Genomic DNA, 19,691 nt, shown 5'->3' on the forward strand with positions numbered 1-19,691 from the left:
AGCCACCCTCACTTCATCGTCAGGAACCGCTGCGCCAGCGAGCCCAGCACCACCGCCAGCAGCGGCAGCGCGAACCAGAACGCGCCCTGGAGCAGGCGCAGTCGGCGCACGCCGGGCCGGACCGCGACCCGGACCACCTCCCGGGCGGCCAGCAGCAGGATCAGTACGACGGCGGCCAGCGCGCCGACCACCGACCACGGGGTCCAGGTCACCAGCGGCCCGATCGGCCCCGGATCCGGCTTCGGCACCGCGCCCGCCGGCCGCTCGCGCAGCGCGTACACGGTGACGTCGTCGTTGACGAGGGCCTTCGACACATCCTGCCGGTCGTCCAGGTTCCCGATCAGCCGGTGCTCCCAGGTCGCTGAGTAGCCCGCGTCCAGCTGCAGATACGTCACCTGACTGCGGTTGACCATCAGATACGAGTTCGGACCGGCGTCCTTCAACGCCTTGACCAGGCCCGACACCAGCACCGGGTCGGTCGGCGCCAGGGTCGGCACATAGTCCACCCGCTCCATGTCCTTCGCGCCCCACGGCAGCGCCGGGGTCACGTCGTTGACCGGGTCCTGGGTCAGCCACAGCAGCCGTACCGTCGGCTTGTCGTGGGCGTAGACCCAGTTCATGGCCGCGACCTCGCCGGGCCGGGTCCGCTCGAACGGCTCGTTGCCCCAGCGGGCCACCAGGAAGCCGCCCATCAGCAGCAGCCCGGCGAGCAGCGCGGCCAGCGGGGCGAGGCTCACCCGGTCCTGCTCGCGCTCCTTCGCGGTGACGCCGGTGCGCGGGAAGAGGGCCAGCCCACCGAGCAGGGCCGCGCCCGGCACCGCGAACATGAAGACGCGCAGCGCCATCTCACCGCCGTACGACTGCATGCCGAAGCCGAGGAACGGTACGAAGGTCAGCACCAGCAGCGAGCGTTCGCGGTAGCGGTGCAAGCGCCGGCGCCACCAGCCCCAGCAGGCGAACGCCAGCACCGAGCCGGCCAGCAGCACCCGGGTGTACAGCACCAGCTTGTGGGTCGAACTGCCGCCCTGGATCCGGCCGGAGACGGAGGTCGAGACGTTGCTGCCGACCCCGCCCACCCCGCCGAACAGATCGTTGAAATGCCCTGACCAGTACGGTTCGGCCATGAAGCCGACCCACACCGCGACCACCACCGCGAACAGCAGGGGCAGTCCGCGCAGTTCGGACCTGCCGAACAGGACCAGGGCCGTGAGCACGCCGAGCATGATGAACGGGGTGAGCTGGTGCGCGGGCACGCTCGCCGCGTACAGGCCGATCAACACCAGGAGCAGGACGCACCGTTGACGCCGGTCGACCGGCTCCACCTCCGCCTCGCCCGGACGCAACCTCGTCCAGATCACGCGCTGCGGGCGGAACCACACCAGCAGGATCGCCACGAACATCAGGTACAGCAGATACGTGAACCCCTGCGGGGAGAAGTAGTCCTGGCCGACCCAGCCGCACAGCACGAAGAGCCAGACGCCGGTCCACTTCGCCCGCCAGCTCGCCCGCAGCGACCGGGTGAGCAGGAACATCGGGGCCAGATAGGCGAGTTGGACGGCAGTGGGCCACCAGCGGATGACCTCGGTGAAGTCGGTGACCCCGCAGGCCCGGCCGACGAACGCGGCCACCGCGAAGAATCCCGGCCAGCTCCAGCGGGCGTCCAGGTCCGGTACGGCGGAGCCGGTGCGGTCGATGTAGTCGACGAAGCCGAGATGCTGCCAGGCCGTCGGGAACCGCGGTTCGCTCTCGATCACCGCGGGCAGCGCGTGCAGCGACACCACCGTCGCCACGAGCGTGAGCAGCAGCAGCGCCCGGTGCTCCCGGCGCAGCCACAGCAGTGCGGCGAAGACCGTGACCAGCAGTCCCGCCCCGGCCAGGGTCGGCAGCGGCAGCACCGAGACCAGCCCGAGACCGCCCATCCGGTCCAGATCGGCCTCGCCGAGCCGCAGCGCGGGCACCCAGTACAGCAGCAGCGCGGCGATCAGCAGACAGCCGAGGACGACACCGGAGCGGGTGGGCGGCAGCCGTCTGCGCGGTGGTTCCCCGGGCACGGCTTCGTCCCGTACGGTCGTGTCGGCGGCGGCTCGCGGCGAGGGTGCGCCGGTCCGGGCGGGGGACGCGTCCAGCTCCTGGGCCGTGAACGGCGCGTCCACTTCCGCCGCCGCCTCCCGCTCCGCCACCGGGGGCCCCGGCGGCGGTGGCGGCGTGCCGGCGGGCGGGGTGCCCGGTCCCGGACGGACGTCCGGGCGGCGCTCCGCATGGTCGAAGTCGACGTGGATGCCGAGGGCCAGGGTGTCGGTGTCCGGCGCCCAGGCCGGGCCGGGCCGGCGCGCCTTGACCGAGGCGACCGGGACCTCGCGCGCGCCCAGGTCGGCGAGGTCTCCGTCGGGTGCCGTCGCGGTGGGCACGGCGGCGGGCGCGGTCCGGATCGTCCGCCAGAGCCTCGGGGCGGCGATCGCCGCGACCACCGCGAGGCTGCCGGCCTCGGCGACACCCGCGCCGGTCAGCCCCATCCGGGGCAGCAGAAGCAGGGTCGAACCCAGCACCAGCACGCACAACAGGCCCTGGAACACGGCGAGTCCGCCGGTCCGGCTGCGCGCCCGCAGCACCGCGAAGTACGTCTCGATCACGACCCGGAGCACCGAGCCGAGCGCGAGCCAGCGCAGCAGCGGGGTCGCCGCGTGCGCGTAGCCCGCGCCGAACACGCCGAGGATCCAGGGCGCGCCGATGATCAGCAGGGCCGCGATCGGCAGCATGATCCGGGCCATCCGCTTGAGCGCGGCACGGGTGTTGACGGCCAGGCGGTCCGGGTCGTGCGAGCCCTCGACCGTGAGGGACGCGCCCATGTTGATGGCGAGGAGGTCGGTCGTACCGCCGATGGTGGTGGCGATGTAGAAGTACGCGTTCTCCGCGGAGCTGACCTGGGAGGCGACGATCACCGGCACCAGATAGATCACCGCGAGGGAGAACAGCGAGCCGGTGTAGTCCCCGGCCAGGAACCTCCCGACCTGCCGCAGCGTCGGCGGGGTGGCGCGGCCCTCGGTCGCCTCGACGTGCCGGGGCACCAGCCGCCGGAACACCAGCCAGCCCAGCGGCACCACCGAGGTGGCGATCGCGGCCACCCAGGAGACGAAGACGCCCATGGTGGGGATGGCGACGGCGAACGCGGCGAGCAGGGCCAGCTTCACCGCCGAGAACACGGTGTTGCCGACCGGTACCCAGGTCGCGCTGCGCAGCCCGGTCAGCACACCGTCCTGGAGGGTGAGCAGATTCCAGGCCATGACGGCCACGATGAAGCCGAGCCCGTTGAACGTCCCGTGCAGGAAGCGGTACGACGGACCCCACGCGTCCAGGGTCAGCAGGAACACCCCGGCGGCCACCGCCACCACCAGGGAACTGCCCGCGTAGGTTCGGAAGATGAGCCTGCCGGTGCGCCGCCCGGCGACCGGGATGAAGCGGGCCAGCGCCCCGGTGAGCGTGACCGCGGTGAGCCCGGCGAGGAACTTCATCGCGGCGATGGCGGCCGAACCCTGCCCGACCGCCGACTCGGAGTAGTAGCGTGCCGCGGCCAGCCAGAAGCCGAGCCCGAGAACGGCGGAGATGCCGGTGTTGAGCATCAGCGCGTAGGCGTTGCGGAACAGCGGGCTGCCGCCGCCCGGTGAGCGGCCCGTCCCGGGCAGCCGGAGGCGGCGCCCGGACGTGCCGGGCGCCTCGGTGCCGGTCGTCGCGGCCTCGGTGGTGGTGGTCGTGTCAGACACGGGAACGGATGGCCTTCCGGCGGATCTGGCGGATCTGGCGGACTGGGCGGATCTGGCGGGCTCTGCGGACGAGGGCGTACCCCTTGGTGAGGGCGCGGTCCTTGGCGAAGGCGCGGGCGAGGGCGCGGCCCTGGAGCAACCGCTCGAACTCCTCGACGCCGGTGGCGCGCCGGACCGTGACCCGCTCCAGCGCGTACGGCCCCTGGCGGCGGCGGGCGAGCGCGTTGCCGACGGCGAGTGCCTGGGCGTAGCCGCTCGCGCGCACCGCTCGGCGGACCCGGAGGCTGGAGTAGCCGTACGGGTAGGCGAACGACAGCGGCCGGGCGCCGAGTTCGTCGCCGACGATCTCGGTGCAGCGGTCCAGCTCACCGCGCAGCTCCTCGTCGCCGAGCTGGTCGAGCTGCGGGTGGGTGTGGCTGTGGCCGCCGATCTCGACGCCGGCGGCGGCCAGTTCGCGCACCTGGCGCCAGTCGAGCATGGTGTCGAGGCCGCCCCCGGTGTCGTACGTTCCCCTGAGCCAGCCGGTGGAGACGAACAGCGTGGCCGGGAAGGCGTGCTTGGCGAGCACGGGCAGCGCGTGCCGGTGCACGCCCTCGTAACCGTCGTCGAAGGTGATCAGTACCGGCCGGGCGGGCAGCGGGCGGCCGGTGCGCCAGCGGGCCGCGAGGTCGGCGGTGGTGACCGGGGTCAGGCCGAGGTCGCCGATGAGCGCCATCTGTTCGGCGAACGCCTCCGGCGCGACCGACAGGGCGCGGGTGGCGTCGTTGGGGGAGGCGGCGACGGAGTGGTACATGAGGATGGGCACGGGCAGGTCACTCATGGGTGCCCTCCTGGGTCTCCTGGTCCGGCCGAACGCCCTCCTGGTTCTCCCGGATCGGCCCTGCCGTGAACGTCGTCCCGTTCCGCCGTGCCCGCAGGCTGCCCACCGCGTAGCCGCCGGCGGCGCTCAGCACCCCCGCGACGATGGCGCCCGCGCGGCCCGCGCCGCCCGGCCGCGCCAGCAGGGCGTCCCGCAGGCCACGAGCGACCCCGGCGGGCAACACCCTGGTGGTGTACCGGCGTTCGGACTCCAGCCCCTTGCCCGCGCCGACGCTCCGCGCGACCAGCGCCTTGGACAGTCCCTCGGCGTAGGCGCGGGTGCGGAAGTAGGCGAAGTGCTCGCGGGGTGCGGGCACCCGGTGGTGGATCACCGCCCGGTCGTCGATGAGCAGGACGGCGTCGGGGCGGGCGCGGGTGAGGCGGATGCACAGCTCCGTCTCCTCGCAGCCCAGCGGGCGGCGGTCGCCGTCGCGGCCGATGCCGGTGGCGAAGCCGCCCGCCGCGTCGAACGCCGTACGCCGGAACGAAGCGTTTCCGCCGAGCACATTGCGGACGTGGACCCGGCCCGGCGGCAGCCCCTTGTAGGTGCAGCCCACCACCCAGTCGAACTCCTCCGGGAACCAGGCCGGACGCCGGCCCGACGCCCAGACCGGCACCGTACGGCCGCCGACCGCCATGACGCGCGGGTCGGCGTAGGGCTCGGCGAAGCGGCGCAGCCAGTCGCGTTCGGCCACGGCGTCGTCGTCCAGGAAGGCGATCACGTCGCCGTGGGAGGCGGCGATGCCGGTGTTGCGGCCGGCGGACAGGCCGCGCGGGCCCGCGTTGGGCAGCACCCGGATGCCCTCGGTCTCCTTGTACTCGCGGGCCAGCCGGTCCTTCAGGACCGGGTTGTGGTCCACGACCAGGAGCGTCTCCAGCGCCGGATACGACTGCGCGCGCACCGAGGAGACCGCCGCGAGGATGTCCTCCCAGCGGTCCTCGGTGTACACGCAGATCACGACGGAGATGCCGGGATCTCTCAAGACACCTCTCCCCGGACCGCGTCGAGCATCGGCGAGGGGTGCTCCAACCGGCGCAGCTCACGCCGGTTGGAGCGCTCCTCGAGGATGACCTTGAGCACCCGGAACCCGTCGCGCACGGCGCGCAGATTGCTGGTGCCGTGGATGCGGAGGTACTCGTGGCTCGGGATCTCCTGCACCTTCAGTCCCGCCTTGACCACTCTGATGTTCATCAGCGTCTCGACCTCGAAGCCGGTGCAGTCGAGGTCGATCTTGTCGAGGCAGTGCCGCCAGAAGGCGTTGTAGCCGTAGCACAGGTCGGTGTACCGGGCGCCGAACTTGCGGTTGACGACCGTGCACAGCGCCCAGTTGCCGAGCTTGCGGACGAAGGTCATGTCGTCGGTGCCGCCGCCGTTGGCGAAGCGGGAGCCCTTGGCGAAGTCGGCGCCGGAGACGAGGGCGGAGACGTAGCTGACGATCTCGCCGCCGTCGGCCGAGCCGTCCGCGTCGACCATCACGATGATGTCGCCGCGGCACGCCTCGAACCCGGTGATCAGGGCATCCCCTTTGCCCTTGCCGCGCTGTTCGACGACGCGGACGTCCGGCCACAGCGACCGGGCCACGTCGACGGTGTCGTCGGTGGAATTGCCGTCCACCAGAACGACTTCGTGTATCCAGTCCGGAAGGGTCTTGAAGACGTAGGGCAGATTCTCCGCCTCATTCATCGCGGGAATCACCACGCTCACCGGCGGAGTGATCGCCAGGTGAGAGGAGATGGGCCGGTAGTGCGTGGAGATCAAAGGATCCCGCCCGGAACTCGGCGGGCGCAGAACAGAACTCATGAGTCTTTTTCCCTCTCGTCCGGTGGACCGCCCACCCCCGGGCGGCCCGGCTCTGTGTCCGGTTCGAAAGGGGGGTTCTCATCTTCGGCACGGTGCGTCGATCGGTGCATTGATCTCCGTGCACGCCGATGAGCTGGCAAAGCTGGCCGGTCCGCCGGAGGAAAACGGCAGCCGGTCGCGCGGCACGGCTCGGTCACGCGTGTGGTCACCGAGCACGGCACCCCCCTACCGCGCCCCGCGCCGGTGACGCCGTGGCCCTGAGCCCTCCCCTGGAGCCGTGTGCCGACGTGCCGGTGCGGGTGAGATGTACGACGGTATTGACGATTGAACCCGAAAGGCAAGACCTGGAAGGCTGCCTCACGTTTTTGTTGGTTTGGCCGTTACACAACTTTGGCCTGTGTTACTCACTCTTTTGTTCGTTCCTCGAACGGGCTTTTTCCCGGGCGAGAATCGACAGGAGCAACAACAGGCTCAGTGCGCTCACGGCGATCAATCCGCCGCGGACGGACCAGCGATGCACGGCCAGCATTCCCTGGGCGACCAGCATGTCGAGGACGACCGCGCCCGCAAGTGCGGTCAGCGCCCGGCCGAACGGATCCAGCCCGCGCAGTGCCGTGGCGAGTGCCGCGGCCGGTGCGGCGAGCAGGAAGAACAATGTGCTCGGACCGCGCAGCGGTGAAGCGGAGTTGACGAGGGCGAGCACCGCGCCGGCCGCCGCGATGGCGGTCGCGGCCCCCGCGAGCAGCGGCGACAGGTCCCTCCCCGAACCTGACCGTGCCCCTTCGGGATCCTCGGTGACGCCGTCCGATGAACGTGACTTGATGCGTAAGGTCTGCATTGGCGACTTTGCCCCCCGATTCGACCCCGACGCGCGGGATGTCGGGCTTCAATGTGGCGCAGGCCCCGGCGGGGCGTCAAGACGGCGGCCCATGCCCGAGTTGACCCACGGTCGACATATCTGACATGCACACGCAAGACGTGAAGTGGTGAACTTCTTCGGCGGATCTTGTTCAGGCTTCAAAAGTCTTGGCATGAACACTTCCGATCAACGCGCGTAGCGGCTACCACAGTTGTGGGCAGAGATCCTGCTATAGGGAGGCACCATGAGTCGTTTCAGACTTACCGGATATGTGACCTCACTCCTCCTCGCCGCCGGCCTCGCACTCACCGGAGCCGCCGCGGCCCAGGCCTCGACAGCAGCGACCGGGGGTTACGTGGCGCTCGGCGACTCCTACTCCTCCGGAGTCGGCGCGGGCAGCTACATCAGCTCCAGCGGCAGCTGTGACCGCAGCACCAACGCGTACCCCTACCTGTGGAACGCGGCCCACTCCCCGTCGTCGTTCGCCTTCAACGCCTGCTCGGGCGCCACGACGGACGACGTACTGTCGAACCAGCTGGGCTCGCTGAACTCGTCCACCTCACTGGTGTCCATCACGATCGGCGGCAACGACGCCGGGTTCTCCGACGTCATGACGACCTGTGTGCTGCAGTCCGACAGCGACTGCATCAGCCGGATCAACACCGCCAAGGCGTACGTCGACTCCACGCTCCCCGGCAAGCTCGACAACGTCTACAACGCGATCAGCGCCAAGGCTCCCAACGCGCGTGTTGTGGTGATCAGCTACCCCCGCTTCTACCTGCTCGGACAGACCTGCCTCGGCCTCTCCGACACCAAACGGTCCGCGATCAACGGCGCCGCCGACTACATGGACGCCGCCATCCAGAAGCGTGCCGCGGCGCACGGCTTCGTCTTCGCCGACGTCCGCTCCGCCTTCTCCACCCACGAGATCTGCTCGAGCGACTCCTGGCTGCACAGCGTGAACTGGCTCGACATCAGCGAGTCGTACCACCCCACCGCGGCCGGCCACTCCGGCGGCTATCTGCCGGTGTTCACGAGCAACGCGTGACCCCTACGGGCTCGCCCGTCAGGGTGAACTTCCCGGCGAGCCCGACGCCGAAGCGGAGGCCCCGCCCGACGGGGTCTCCGTCGCCGTCGTACAGGTCACCGAGAACGGCACCGGATCGGACGTGGCCCCCACCGGAGCGCGCACCTCGACGCTGATCGCGTTGTCGACCGCCCCGCGGTCCGCGTCTTTCGGGTTCGCCGTCACGCTCACCCGCACCTGCCGGGTCCTGCCGTCACCGGCCGCGAACGACAGCGTCTGCCAGCCGGGGTCCGACACCGACCCGTGCGCGAGCACCCACCGGTACTCCACCTGAGCGGGCAGCCGCGCCACGGTGAACGTCGCCGTGAACGTCGGCGCCTGCGCGCCCGGCGGCGGACAGGTGCCGGAGTACGCCGTGTGCGCGCCGGTCAGTGTGACCCGCACGGACTGGGCCGGCCGGGGCGACGACGTACTGCTCCTCGCCGTCGCCGGCGACCCGGTGTCCGAGTCGGTGCCGCTGTGCGTGGCCGGCGCGGGTGGGCCGCCGCTCGCCCGGGGGCTGCCCGCGCCCGTGGTTCCGTGACCGCCGTTGTCGCGGTTCACCAGGACGTACGTCAGCCCCGCCAGCGCGAGCACGACCGCGAGCAGGCCCGCCGCCAGCACCACAACCGCCCCGCGCCCGCGCCCGGGCCGAGCGGCGGGCACGGGCAGCGGCGGTGTGGCGGAGGGCGACTCGGCCGGCCAGGGCTCCTGAGCGGCGACCGCCGGGGCGTACCCGGACGGTCCCGGTGCCGCCTGCGCACGCGGCGAACCTCCCCCGGAGGGGGCCCCCCGGCCGCGACGAGCCGCAGCTCCCGCTCCGCCCGATCGGCGCCGAGCCGCTCGGCCGGGTCCTTGCGCAGCAGCCCCTCGATGACCGGCGCGAGCGGCCCGGCCCGGCGCGGTGGCGGCAACTCCTCGTCCACCACGGCCCGCAGGGTGCTGATCGGGGTGTCGTACCGGAACGGCGAGACGCCCTCGACGGCCGCGTACAGCAGCACGCCCAGCGACCACAGGTCCGACTCGGGGCCCGGGGTCCGCCCCAACGCCCGCTCCGGAGCCAGGAATTCGGGCGAGCCGACGACCTCGCCGGTCATGGTGATCGCCGAGCTGCCCTCGACCGAGGCGATCCCGAAGTCGGTCAGCACCACCCGGCCGTCGTCGGCCAGCAGCACGTTGGCCGGCTTCACATCCCGGTGCAGCACCCCGGCGGCGTGCGCGGCCCGCAGGGCGGACAGGACCTCGGCCCCGATGTACGCGGCCCGCTGCGGCGGCAGCGGACCCGCCGCCGCCACCTGGTCCGCCAGCGACGGCCCGCGCACCAGCTCCATCACGATCCACGGCCGGCCGCCCTCGATCGCCACGTCGTACACCGTGACCACGTTGCGGTTCGCGACCCGGGCCGCCGCCCACGCCTCCCGCTCCAGGCGGGCGTACATCCGCTCCACGTCGGAGGCGGGCAGTCCGGCCGGGGCCCGCACCTCCTTGACGGCCACCTCCCGGTGCAGCACCTCGTCCCGGGCCCGCCAGACGGTGCCCATGCCGCCCTCACCCAGCGGGGACAGCAGACGGTAGCGGCCCGCGATCACACGGTCGCGGCCCGGTTCTCCGGACACGGGCGCCCCCCAGACAGGTCGCGTGATTTCTCCGCAAAAGTAGCTCAACCGAGGGCGGTTGCGGCCCCCTTGAGCACCAATCCGGCGCCCAGGGCCAGCACGGTGAGCGCGGACACGAGCGGCAGGGCACGGCGCACCGGCGCGGTCAGCGGGTGCGCGGTCCAGCGCGGGCGCCGCTCCAGCATCCGGGACGCCCCCGAACCCACCCGGACCACGGCGACCCCCGCCGCCGTCAGCGTCAGCGCGAGCCCGGCGCCGTAGGCCACGACGAGCAGCAGCCCGAACCAGGCCTTGCCCAGCGCGGCGGCACCGACGAGCACCACCACCGCCGACGGACTCGGCACGAGCCCACCGGCGAAGCCGAGCAGGATCGTGCCGCGGAGGGTGGGGGCGCTGGCGTGGGTGTGGGCGTGACCGCCATGGGCGTGCTGGGCGTGGACGGGGAGGTGGGCGTGTCCGTGTGCCCGGCCGCGCCAGGCCCGTCGTACGAGGTTCAGGCCTGCCGCCAGCACCAGGGCGCCGCTCGCCAGGCCCAGCCAGGCGATCACCGAGGGCGTGGCGGCGGAGCCGGCGGTGACGAGCAGGCCCAGCGCGACGACGCCGAGGGTGTGGGTGACGGTGACCGACGCCGCCAGCGGCAGGACGTCCCGGAGCCCGGCCCGGCTGCCGCGCGCCGCCGCCGTGGCCGCCATCAGGGTCTTGCCGTGCCCGGGCGCGAGGGCGTGCAGGGCGCCGAGGGCGACCGCGACGAGCAGTGCGAGGGCGGCGAAGCCGAGGGTGAGGCGATGGCGGGACACGAGGCCGTCGAGGGCCTGCGTGAAGCGGTCCGCGCCCCGGGGCAGTACGGAGGCGGCCGGGGCGTTGGGGCGCTCCCCGGCGAGGGCGGGGCCGCCGGGGCGCACCCGCAGCGACGCGGCGGAGACGTCGGCCGGTGACGACAGCAAGTCCGCGGGATAGGTGGTGAGTTCGTGCGAGACGGAGGTCTTCGGCACGTTCGACCCGGTAAGCGTCATCCGGTCGCCGCGCGCGGTGATCTCCCGCCAGCCGGGACCCGACCAGTTCGCCGCGGCCCGGAAGCCGAGGGCCACCGAGCCGGCCCGGGGCAGCGGCGCGGTCCAACGGCACTCCACGCGCAGGGTGTTGAGGCCCGCCTGACCGGGCCGCAGGGTGGCCGAGCCGCCCCGCACGGCGAGGGGGACCCGGCGCCCGGCCACGGTCACCTCGCTGCCGCGGGCGGCCCGGGCACAGCGCTGCCGGGCCCACCGCGTCACGCCCAGCCGTTCGAGGTCCGGCCTGGCCTGGGTCGCCGGTATCTCGGCCAGGTCCTCGACATGGGCGACCCGGAGCTGACCCGGCGCGGCGACCAGACCGTCGTACCGGTTGACGGTGAAGTTGCCCAGGGGATGCGCGCTCGCGCCGGTCGCGGGCAGCAGCACGAGAGCGCACACGACGCCGACGACGAACGGCAGACGCGTCCTCACTCCGCGGCCTCCAGCGCCCTGCGGGCCTCGGCCGCGCCCAAGGGGGAGAAGCCGGGGTTCAGCTTCAGGGCCGAGGACAGCGAGGCGCGGCCGGCCGTGCGGCGGCCGGTGGCCAGCTCGATCATGCCGAGGTGGTAGCGGAAGGCGGCGTTGCGGTAGCCCGTCGCCGTGGCCGCGCGCGCGTACGAAAGGGCTTCCGTGTCACGGCCGTTGACGTGCAGCGCCCAGGCCAGCGCGTCCGCGGTGTGCACGGTGTGCCGCCGGGCCCATTCGGCGCGGGCCGCGCGCAGGGCGGCCGCCTTGTCGCCGTGGTCGGCGGCGGCCAGCGCGGTGTCGAGGTCGGCGTCGACGCCGTTCGCCCGGGCCAGCGCGGTCCAGGCGGCCACGAGGGCGTACTGCTCCCGCGCCCTGGCCCTGTCGCCGGACGCGCCCCGCGCCTCGTACAGCTCGCCCAGTTCGACGAGCGGGCCCGGCAACGGATAGCGGGACACCACCGTCTCCATCCCCTTGACCGCCGCGGCCCGGTCGCCGCTCGCGGCCTGCGCCCGGGCCCGGCCCTCCAGTGCGGGGAGGTAGGTGTCGTCGGCGGCGAGCGCGCGGCCGTAGCAGGCGAGAGCGGTCCTGTAGTCGCCCTGGTTCCAGGCGAGTTGTCCGAGTTGGGCGGCCACGTAGGCGATGTCGCCCCGTGACGTGGCCCCGGACAGCGCCTGCTGGAGCACCCGGCGCGCGGTCGCCACGTCCCCGCGCAGCTCGTGCACGTACGCGTACCGCGTGAACACCGGGACGCCCGGCTTGCGCGCGTCGGCGGTCCCGGCGGCCTTCGACGCCTCGGCGTACCGGCCGAGTTCGACCAGGGCGTCGATCCGTGAGGACAACGCGCGTTCGCTGTACGGGTTCTGCCGCAGGGCCCGGTCCGCGAAGGTCAGGGCGTGGGCGAAGTCGTGCCGGGCGGCGGCGAGCGCGGCGCGGCCGGCCAGGGCCTGGTCGTTGTCCGGGGCCTGCGCCAGGGACCGCCGCAGCGCCTTGTCCGCCTGCGGATACCGGGAGGGGTCGCCCTTGGTCCGCGCCTGCTCGACGTAGGCCAGCCCGAGCGTCGCCCAACTGCCCGCGTCCTTGGGCTGGGTGCGCAGATGAGCCTGGAGCGCGGCGATGCTCGCGTCCGGATCGCCCCCGCCCAGCACCCCGGGATCCATGGCACCGGACGCCACCGGCACGGACGCGGGCGCCCGGTCCGCACCGACCGCGATCGCCCCACCGGTGAGCGCGATCGCCAACAGGACGGCGGATCCGCCGAGTTGGAGAGAGTGCCAGTGCCGTCCGGCAGCGGCCACCCGGCGCACGGCGGCGACCCGCTCGTCGGTGTCGTGGGGCGGGTCCTCGTCGCAGTGGCGCGAGGCGTGCGCGTGCGGACCGGAGGGCTCCGGTGTCCCGGCCGGCGCCGGGCCCCTGCCGTCGCCGGTGCTCACCCTGCTCCCGCCCATGTCGTCCTCGTCCTGTGCGCGCGGGCCCATGTCCTCTCCTCCGTCTGCTGCGTCGTGGCGTGGAAGGCGCGGCCCGTCGTGGGGGAAGGGGATACGGGCCGCGCCGGTCTGGGGGTGGGGCGGAGGTCAGTACGGGCGCTGCAGACGCCGGCGCCACCAGGCGAAGGCGGTGCCGAGCAGCAGGATCCCGGCCGCGCCCGAGGCCGCCGAGGCGGCGATGAGGACGGTGTCGCCGGAGCCGGCGGACCCGGCCGGGCGCAGGGCGTCGCCGAGCCGGCTGCGCACGTCCGTGCCGGCGGTCGTGCCCTGGGCGAGCGGGCCGCGTGAGCCGGAGGTGGGCTCGGCGACGTAGGGGAAGTACGCCTCGAAGGCCCGGTCGTTCTTGTCGACCGCGTCGCCCAAGTCGTTCTTGGCGCCGACCAGTTCGCCCTCCATCACCTGAAGGGCCGCGTCCACCACGTCGTCGCCGAGGCGGCGTCCGTTGGGGAAGCCGGCGTTGTCGCCGTCCAGGACGCCGAGCCGCTTGGGATGCGTGCTCGGCCTGATGGACGTGTTCAGGCGCAGCTCCTCCGAAGGGCGCACGCCCGGCGGCTGGTTGAGACCCTTGACGCCCTTCAGGAACACGTCGACCAGGTCGTTGCGCGGCTCGCTCGGCGCCTTGATCCTGTAGATCGACTCGATGAGCTTCGGCAGCTCGGGTTCGGTGACGTTCTTCAGGAACCGGGCGTCGTACGCGGGCTGGGAGGCGTTGAACCGGTCCTTGTCCTTCTGCGGATTGACGACCTCGTTGACCAGCGGGTTGCCCAGGCGCGAGACCTGCGTCCAGGAGCCCTGCGCGTTGCGGCGCTGGGTCGTGGACCAGAGGCCGACCACCGGCTGGCCCGCCGACTCGCGGATCAGGTCGCTCGGCACCTGGAGGGCGATGGTGTTGACGTTGTAGCCCTGGAGGGTGTCGCGGCCGACCTCGCTGAGATTGCCGCCGTACAGCAGGTCGAAGACGCGCAGGTCGGCGAAGAACGGGTCGTCCGCCTGCCCGGCGAAGGTCGCGGCGCCGCCCGCTGTCCTGCGGACGGCCTGCGCGCGCAGCTTGCCGTAGTCGGGCATGGACGCCCTGCCGACGTTCGACGGGGCCACCGGCACGTCGTCCGCGAGCTTGGTCCGCGACACCACCCGGTCGTGACTGAGCCGGAGCAGATCGACGTCGTAGGTCTGCGTGATGTTGAGGTCGGGGTCGTCCAGGCTGGTGACGGGACCGGTGTTGTAGAGGAACGTGCCGCCGTTCTTCGTATGGGTCCGGAAGGTGTAGCGGAAGACCGACTCTCCTTGTGCGTCACCGTTGTTGTCGATGTGGATGTCGTACTGCGCGTCGTCGGCGAACGTGTAGAAGTTCGGTCCGCCCGCCGGTTCCTCGAACGGGATCCAGTCCGCCACGATCGTCGTCGTGTCGGGCCTGTCCGGGCTGACGAACGCGTACAGGTCGGTGTTGTCGTACTGCGGGGTCCCCGAGATCAGCGGGGCCTCCCGGTGCGAGGAGGCGGAGGCCGCCCCGGGTGCCAGCGCGGCGACGCCGGCGGCGGCGAGCCCGCCGGCCGCCAGCGCGCCGCACAGGAGCGTGGCCAGGCCCGTGCGTCCCGTGCCGCTCCTGGAGAAGAGAGGTGTCATGCCGTCCGTCCTCAGTGCCGACCTGCCGTTGACGGACGCTCATTCGGAACCGGACCGGCGATCGGATTGGCCCGCCGGAGAAAAAGTTTCGGGTGCCGTGCGACCCGCGTTTTCGGCCCGCGGATCCGTATCACCGGCGGGAGGTGGGCGTTCGTGCGGATGCGGGGAACGCGGGGAAGGGCCGGCTGCGGCCGCGGAGAGGGGGCCGGTGTGCGGGCCGACGAACTGCTGGTGCTCGTCGCGGGCGGCGACCACCGGGCGTTCGAGGATCTGTACGCCCTGGTGTCGGGTCCGGTGTACGGACTCGTGCGGCGGGTGGTGCGCGACCCCGCCCAGTCCGAGGAGGTGGCCCAGGAGGTGATGCTGGAGACGTGGCGCTCGGCCGCCCGGTTCGACCCCGGCCGGGGCAGCGCGCTCTCCTGGATCCTGACCCTCGCCCACCGCCGCGCCGTCGACCGGGTGCGCAGTGCACGCGCGGCCGGCGAACGCGAGCAGCGCGAGGCGCTGCGGGCCGGGGAGACCGCGTTCGACCAGGTCGCCGAGGAGGTCGAGGCGGGGCTGGAGCGCGAATGGGTACGCCGCTGCCTGGACCGGCTCACGGCCCTGCAGCGCCAGTCCGTGACGCTCGCCTACTACGACGGCTACACCTACCGTGAGGTGGCCGAACGGCTCTCGCTGCCGCTCGGCACGGTCAAGACGCGGATGCGCGACGGACTCACCCGGCTGCGCCAGTGCCTGGGAGGCGCCGCATGAGCATCCTCGGCAGGCTGCTGCGCCGTGGGGACCCGCACTCCCTCGCCGCGCCCTACGCGCTAGACGCCCTCGAACCCGGCGAGCGGCGCCGGTTCGAGAAACACCTGCGGGACTGCGACCGCTGTGCCGCCGAGACCCGGGCGCTGGCCGAGGACGCGGTGCGCCTCGCCTGGTCCACGGCGGCGCCCGCACCGGCCGCGCTGCGCGACCGGGTACTGGCCGCCGTACGCGCGACCCCGCAGGAGCCGGCCCCGGAGCACGCGGCCCCCGGGCGCACGTCACGGGAGCGCGCGCCGCAGCTGCCGCCGCACGTCTGGGGCGCCCAGCCCCCGCCGGGACGCACCCGTGCCCCCCGGCCGCGCCCCCTGTTCGCGCCGCTCGCCACGGCCACCGCGGCGGCGGCCCTCGTCGTCGCCTCCCTCTTCGCGGTCCAGGCGCACCGCACGCAGGACCGGTTCGACGCCGCACAGGTCCGGACACGTGAGATCGCCCACGTTCTGGCCGCTCCCGACGCCCGCGCCACGAACAGCGCGGACGTGCGGGGACGCAGTATCGGAGTGATCGCTTCCGCATCGGAGCGGGAGGCCGTCGTCACCCTCAGCGGATACGGCACCCCGCCCGGCGGGCGTGTCCACCAGCTCTGGCTGATGCGCCCCCGCGCACAACCGCGCTCCCTCGGGCTCTTCGCAGGCGACACGCCCCTGGTCGCCCAGGGGCTCGACACCTCCTCGACGTCACTCGCCGTAACCGTCGAGCCTGATGGCGGCTCAGCGCAGCCCACCAGCCAGCCCATTGTCCAACTCACCCTGAAATCGGTCGGATTCGGAGAGTAGTCAAAGAAGGATGGTCAACCGCCTTGCAGAGAAGGTGAATCCTGCGGACGCGATACACGCGTGCCGTCTTGGGGCGATAGGGTTAGCCTGCCCGGGCCGGGTGGACTCGTACGGGTGGGGAGTGACATGGAGCAGATAACAGTGCGCAGCAGGGCCAGGGTCCCTGCGATCACCTGCGGAAGCAGCGCGACCAGTTCGCGCCTCGACCGCCATCTGTCGGTGCTGGCGGGACCCGCCATACCGCAGCAGAAGGCGGCTGAGGCGACCTCGCTGATGCTCGAGCTGACGTCGCGTGACACCGCGCACCCGCGCAGCGACCGGGGCAAGCGGGTCAGCCGCGTCTCCCTGTTCGCACCGCTGCGCCGGCTGCGTCGCTCGCTGTTCGGCGGGCACGGACGCGGCCACTGAGTCGACAGCGGGCGGACAGTGAGCCGCCGCTGACCGAGCAGGCGGCCCCCTGGAGCCCTTCCGGGGTGCCCGTGCTCAGGCCACCACACCGTCCCGGCGCATCGCTGCGATCTCGCCGTCCGTCATCCCCACGGCACGCAGCAGCGCCCCGGTGTGCTGCCCGAGCGCGGGCACGTCACCCATCCGCGCCTCGTCCCCGCCCGGCAGTGTGATGGGGGGCAGCAGCGCCTTCAGCGGCCCGACCGGCGACCCCACCTGACGCCACCGGCCCCGGGCCGCCAGCTGCGGATGTGCCGCCAGCTCGTGCAGGTCCCGCAGCCGGGCGCAGGCGATACCCGCCTTCTCCAGCCGGGCCAGCGCCTCCTCGGCGTCCAGGACACCGAGTGCCCGCGCCACCAGTTCGTCCGTCTCCTCCCGGTTCGCGACCCGTGACGCATTCGTCGCATACGCCGGATCCATCCCCAATTCGGGGTGGCCCATGACCTGTTCGGCCAGCCGCCGCCACTCCCGGTCGTTCTGCACGGACAGCAACACCCGACTGCCGTCGGCCGTCGGGTAGGCGTCGTACGGTGCGATCACGGCGTGCGCGAGCCCGGTGCGCGCCGGGGGTTCGCCTCCGTGCATCGCGTGGTGCAGGGGATGGCCCAGCCACTCGGCGAGGGCCTCCAGCATGGACACCTCCACCGGCCCGCCCCGCCCGGTCGTACCGCGCCGTACGAGAGCCGCCAGCACGCCCGAGAACGTGTACATGGCCGCCGCGATGTCCGCTGCCGGGATGCCCGCCTTCACCGGCTGCTCCGGCGTCCCGGTCACCGACACGAGCCCCGCCTCGCACTGCACGAGCATGTCGTACGCCCGCTTGTCCGCGTACGGCCCCGAGCCGCCGTAGCCCGAGATGTCCACGGCGATCAGCCGCGGATGCGCGGCGCACAGCGTGGCCGCGTCGAGGCCGAGCCGGGCCGCCGCCCCGTGCGCGAGGTTCTGCACGAACACGTCCGCGTCCGCGATCAGCCGGCGTACGACGGCCAGGGCGCGCGGGTCCTTCAGGTCCAGCGCGAGGGACTCCTTGCCGCGGTTGCACCACACGAAGTGCGAGGCGAGACCGCGGGCCGCCGAGTCGTAGCCGCGCGCGAAATCGCCGCCGTCGACCCGCTCCACCTTGATGACCCGGGCGCCCAGGTCGGCGAGCTGCCGGGTCGCGAAAGGTGCGGACACGGCCTGTTCGACGGCGACGACGGTGATGCCCTCCAGGGGCAGGGGTTGCTGGTCCATGGGCTGGATCATGGCCCGTGACCGGCAGGTCTGTCAGTACCCGGTCACCGCTCCTGGCCCAGGTGACCCGGTCACCGCTGCCCGCGTGCGTACCGGCGCACGGCCAGCGGCAGGAACACCGCGGTCAGCGCCAGGCACCAGGCGAGCGACCCGGCGACCGGGTGGGCCACCGGCCAGGCGGCACCGTGGGGTACCGGCGCGTTGCCGAACAGGTCCCGCAGGGCGGTCGTCACCGCGCTGATGGGGTTCCACTCGGCGAGCGCGCGCAGCCAGCCGGGCAGGTTGCCCGTCGGGATGTAGGCGTTCGACATCAGCGGCAGCACGAAGGAGGAGGCACCGAGCTGTCCAGCCGCGTCCTCGCTGCGGGTGAGCAGGCCCAGGTGGATCCCGGCGCAGGTGCAGGCGAACCGGAAGAAGAGCAGCAGCCCCACGGCCCCGAGGGCCGCCGCAGCCGACCCCTCGATCCGCCATCCCACCGCGAGCCCCACCAGCAGCAGCGGCACCGTGCCGACGGTCGTGACCACCAGGTCCGCCACGGCCTGCCCGAGCGGCACGGCGGCCCGGCTCACCGGCATCGTCCGGAACCGGTCCATCACCCCCCGGTGCGTGTCCGCGGCGGCCTGCAGCATGCCCGTCATCAGCCCGCCGGCCGCGGTCGCCACCAGCAATCCGGGGACCAGGAAGGAGCGGTACTCGCGGCCGGGCATCGCCAGCGCGCTGCCGAAGACGTAGCCGAAGAACAGCAGCATGTTGATCGGCATCATCTGGGTCAGGATCGCCAGGCCGGGGCTGTTGCGGACCCGGCGCAGCTGCCGGCCCGTCATCGCCAGGCCGTCGTGCGCCAACGCGCTCATGCGGCAGGCTCCTTGCGGTCGGCGGCCTCGCCGGTGAGCCGCAGGAAGACGTCGTCGAGAGTGGGCGGGCGCAGACACGCGTCGATCAACGGCACGCCAGCCGCGTCGAGTTCACGCACCAGACGCGGCAGGGTGAGGGTCGGGTCGGTGGTGACGGCGCCGACCGCGTTGCGCTCGCGGTGGAACACCGGCTCGCCGCCGGTGAGTTGATCGAGCACGGCCGCCGCCCGCTGAAGCGCGGCGCCGTCCGCGACGACGGCCTCCGCGTACGACCCGATCAGCGCCTTGAGTTCGGCGGGCGAGCCGCGGTGCGCGACCTGTCCCCGGTCCACCAGGGCGATGTCGTCGGCGAGTTGGTCGGCCTCCTCCAGGTACTGCGTGGTCAGCAGCACCGTCGTACCGTCCGCCCGCAGATCGCGCACGGCGTGCCGGATCAGGTTGCGGCTGGCCGGGTCGAGGCCGGTGGTCGGCTCGTCGAGGAAGAGGACGTCGGGGCGCCGGATGAGGCTCGCCGCGAGGTCGAGCCGGCGCCGCATGCCGCCCGAGTAGGTCGAGGCCCGGCGTCCCGCCGCCCCGGTGAGCCCGAAGCGCTCCAGTAGTTCCTCGGCCCGGGCGGCCGGCCCGCGCACCCGGTGCAGCCGGGCGAACAGCCGCAGGTTCTCCCGGCCGGTCAGGTCGCCGTCCACCGAGGCGTACTGCCCGGTGACCCCGATCCGGCTCCGCACGGCGGCGGCCTCCCGCACCAGGTCGTGCCCCGCGACCCGCGCGGATCCGGCGTCCGGCCGCAGCAGCGTGGTCAGCAGCCGTACCGCGGTCGTCTTTCCGGCGCCGTTCGGCCCGAGCAGCCCGCAGACGGTGCCCTGTACCACCGCCAGATCCAGCCCGCGCAGGGCGTGGACGGAACCGAAGCGCTTCTCCAACCCCTCACTAAGTACAGCGTACGTAGTTGTCATGGTGCCACCATAGCGCACTACGTACGCTGTACGTAA

Annotated in this window: 15 protein-coding genes and 1 pseudogene; 4 read left to right on the top strand and 12 right to left on the bottom strand. The window is 72.9% G+C overall.

What is annotated here, in order from left to right; genetic code table 11:
* Positions 1–8 precede the first annotated feature (8 nt).
* The 5 genes from ADK64_RS03450 to ADK64_RS03470 form a co-directional block, all read right to left on the bottom strand.
* Positions 9–3,758 (bottom strand): hypothetical protein, encoded by a 3,750-nt coding sequence (locus tag ADK64_RS03450; RefSeq protein ID WP_053654662.1) that lies wholly within the window; start codon positions 3,756–3,758, stop codon positions 9–11.
* Complete coding sequence (locus ADK64_RS03455) at positions 3,751–4,578, bottom strand: polysaccharide deacetylase family protein (RefSeq protein ID WP_199829473.1); 828 nt, start codon at positions 4,576–4,578, stop codon at positions 3,751–3,753. The genes ADK64_RS03450 and ADK64_RS03455 overlap by 8 nt, the downstream gene beginning before the upstream one ends.
* Positions 4,571–5,599 (bottom strand): glycosyltransferase family 2 protein, encoded by a 1,029-nt coding sequence (locus tag ADK64_RS03460; RefSeq protein ID WP_053654663.1) that lies wholly within the window; start codon positions 5,597–5,599, stop codon positions 4,571–4,573. The genes ADK64_RS03455 and ADK64_RS03460 overlap by 8 nt, the downstream gene beginning before the upstream one ends.
* Positions 5,596–6,417: a glycosyltransferase family 2 protein gene (locus ADK64_RS03465; protein WP_053654664.1), complete on the bottom strand. Its 822-nt coding sequence runs from the start codon at positions 6,415–6,417 to the stop codon at positions 5,596–5,598. The genes ADK64_RS03460 and ADK64_RS03465 overlap by 4 nt, the downstream gene beginning before the upstream one ends.
* 400 nt (positions 6,418–6,817) lie before the next feature.
* Positions 6,818–7,255 carry a hypothetical protein gene (locus tag ADK64_RS03470; RefSeq protein WP_234384449.1) on the bottom strand — a complete coding sequence of 146 codons (438 nt, stop codon included), beginning with the start codon at positions 7,253–7,255 and terminating at the stop codon, positions 6,818–6,820.
* Positions 7,256–7,520: 265 nt separating this feature from the next.
* On the opposite strand from ADK64_RS03470, the gene ADK64_RS03475 reads away from it, so the two are divergent.
* Positions 7,521–8,324, top strand: coding sequence for an SGNH/GDSL hydrolase family protein (locus ADK64_RS03475; protein WP_053654665.1), 804 nt, complete (start codon positions 7,521–7,523; stop codon positions 8,322–8,324).
* An 18-nt stretch (positions 8,325–8,342) separates the two neighbouring features.
* Here ADK64_RS03475 and ADK64_RS03480 read toward each other — a convergent pair.
* The 4 genes and pseudogenes from ADK64_RS03480 to ADK64_RS03495 all read right to left on the bottom strand — a co-directional run bounded on the left by ADK64_RS03480 (position 8,343) and on the right by ADK64_RS03495 (position 14,582).
* Positions 8,343–9,958, bottom strand: a pseudogene (locus ADK64_RS03480) (protein kinase domain-containing protein).
* A 44-nt stretch (positions 9,959–10,002) separates the two neighbouring features.
* Entirely contained in the window at positions 10,003–11,439 is a 1,437-nt protein-coding gene (locus ADK64_RS03485; protein WP_053654666.1) for a nickel transporter, read from the bottom strand.
* Positions 11,436–12,950, bottom strand: a complete 1,515-nt coding sequence (locus ADK64_RS03490; RefSeq protein ID WP_234384450.1) for a tetratricopeptide repeat protein — start codon at positions 12,948–12,950, stop codon at positions 11,436–11,438. The genes ADK64_RS03485 and ADK64_RS03490 overlap by 4 nt, the downstream gene beginning before the upstream one ends.
* A gap of 96 nt (positions 12,951–13,046) precedes the next feature.
* On the bottom strand, positions 13,047–14,582 hold the full coding sequence (locus ADK64_RS03495; protein WP_053654667.1) for a DUF4331 domain-containing protein: 1,536 nt from the start codon (positions 14,580–14,582) through the stop codon (positions 13,047–13,049).
* Positions 14,583–14,792: 210 nt separating this feature from the next.
* Between ADK64_RS03495 and ADK64_RS03500 the strand changes: the two genes are divergently transcribed.
* From ADK64_RS03500 to ADK64_RS03510, 3 genes are all read left to right on the top strand, one after another.
* Positions 14,793–15,335: a sigma-70 family RNA polymerase sigma factor gene (locus ADK64_RS03500; RefSeq protein WP_053654668.1), complete on the top strand. Its 543-nt coding sequence runs from the start codon at positions 14,793–14,795 to the stop codon at positions 15,333–15,335.
* Positions 15,332–16,168: an anti-sigma factor gene (locus tag ADK64_RS03505; protein WP_053654669.1), complete on the top strand. Its 837-nt coding sequence runs from the start codon at positions 15,332–15,334 to the stop codon at positions 16,166–16,168. The genes ADK64_RS03500 and ADK64_RS03505 overlap by 4 nt, the downstream gene beginning before the upstream one ends.
* A gap of 126 nt (positions 16,169–16,294) precedes the next feature.
* Entirely contained in the window at positions 16,295–16,576 is a 282-nt protein-coding gene (locus tag ADK64_RS03510; RefSeq protein ID WP_053654670.1) for a hypothetical protein, read from the top strand.
* 75 nt (positions 16,577–16,651) lie between these two features.
* On the opposite strand, the gene ADK64_RS03515 is transcribed toward ADK64_RS03510, so the two are convergent.
* From ADK64_RS03515 to ADK64_RS03525, 3 genes are all read right to left on the bottom strand, one after another.
* Positions 16,652–17,848, bottom strand: coding sequence for a CaiB/BaiF CoA transferase family protein (locus tag ADK64_RS03515; protein WP_053654671.1), 1,197 nt, complete (start codon positions 17,846–17,848; stop codon positions 16,652–16,654).
* Between the two features lie 71 nt (positions 17,849–17,919).
* Positions 17,920–18,702 (bottom strand): ABC transporter permease, encoded by a 783-nt coding sequence (locus ADK64_RS03520; protein WP_053654672.1) that lies wholly within the window; start codon positions 18,700–18,702, stop codon positions 17,920–17,922.
* Positions 18,699–19,655 carry an ATP-binding cassette domain-containing protein gene (locus ADK64_RS03525; RefSeq protein ID WP_053654673.1) on the bottom strand — a complete coding sequence of 319 codons (957 nt, stop codon included), beginning with the start codon at positions 19,653–19,655 and terminating at the stop codon, positions 18,699–18,701. Before ADK64_RS03525 ends, ADK64_RS03520 begins: the two co-directional genes overlap by 4 nt.
* Positions 19,656–19,691 lie beyond the last annotated feature (36 nt).

Source organism: Streptomyces sp. MMG1121 (genome assembly GCF_001280015.1).
GTDB lineage: Bacteria > Actinomycetota > Actinomycetes > Streptomycetales > Streptomycetaceae > Streptomyces.